At 63.7% G+C, this 1,304-nt stretch carries 1 protein-coding gene; it reads right to left on the bottom strand.

Annotated features, from left to right (window positions below; genetic code table 11):
* On the bottom strand, positions 1-1,304 hold a 1,304-nt coding region (locus AQ12_RS21810; protein WP_048442096.1), incomplete at both ends, for an amino acid adenylation domain-containing protein.

Genomic DNA, 1,304 nt, shown 5'->3' with positions numbered 1-1,304 from the left:
GCAATGAACCGCTCGGCTGTCAATTCAGGACGATTCAGGTAGCCGCGTGCCAGGCCCGCGCCACCGACGTACAGCTCGGCGACGACGCCAATAGGCACTGGTTGACGGTGTGCATCCAGCAGGTACAGCCGCAGGTCCGGAATCGGACAGCCGATCGCACTGACCGCGCCCTGCGCGTCGGCGCGGGTCAACGGCCGGTAGGTGACGTGCACGGTGGTCTCAGTGATTCCGTACATGTTTACAAGTTGTGGACTGGTATCGCCGTAGCGTTCGAACCAGGGCATCAGGCTGCGCGGCTCCAGCGCCTCGCCGCCGAAGATGACATGGCGCAACGCCAGGGGTGCCAGCGTGCGACCTTGTGCTGCGGCCTCTGCATGGAGGTCTTCGTCGGCTGCAATCAGCGCGCGAAACGCCGAGGGCGTCTGATTGAGCATGGTGACTTTGCTGTCGGCCAGCAACGCGCGAAACTCACGCGGCGAACGGCTCACCAGTTGCGGAACGATCACGGCCCGTCCGCCGTGAATCAAGGCGCCCCATAGCTCCCAGACCGAGAAGTCGAAGGCGAAGGAGTGGAACACGCTCCAGACATCGGCCTGGTCAAACCTGAACCAGTCCTGCGTGGCGGCAAAGAGTCGCATGACGTTGCGATGGGTGATCTGCACGCCCTTGGGCTGGCCGGTAGAGCCGGAGGTGTAGATCACATAGGCCAAATCCTCGGGGCCGGACAGCATTGCCGGATCGGTCGATGGCTGGCACTCCCACTCGGCCGCCCCTTCGTCGATGCACACCACACGTACCGTGCTGACCGCATCGGCTGGCAATTGATCGCGCAGGCTCTGCTGGGTCAGCAGCACTGCAGCTCCACCGTCGGTCAACATGAAGCCCAGGCGTTCGGGTGGGTAGGCCGGATCGAGCGGGAGATACGCACCGCCGGCTTTCAGGATAGCCAGCAGTACCACTGGTACGTCCAGCGACCGCTCCAGGTAAACGCCCACCCTGGTGTCGGCAACGACGCCTTGAGCGCGCAGCCAGTGGGCCAGTCGGTTGGCTCTTGAGTTCAGATCGCCGTAGTTGAGTTGCACGCCGTCGCATTCAAGCGCGACAGCGGCTGGTTGGCGCAGGACCTGTCGCTCGAACCGGGCGTGGATCGTGTCGCCGCTGTCGAAGCGCTTCGCGAGTGCCGCACCGCTGAATTCAGTGAGAATGCGTTGCTTCTCGTCGGCGTCCAGCAGCGGCAGTTCGTCAATTCCGACCTCAGGCTGCTCGACCATCGCAGCCAGCAGCGTTGTGAAGTTGCTCGCCAT

Source organism: Caenimonas sp. SL110 (assembly GCF_001044395.1).
Classification (GTDB): Bacteria; Pseudomonadota; Gammaproteobacteria; order Burkholderiales; family Burkholderiaceae_C; genus Ramlibacter.
Note: the sequence above shows the minus strand (reverse complement) of the source record. Positions and strands in the feature narration are given on the sequence as shown.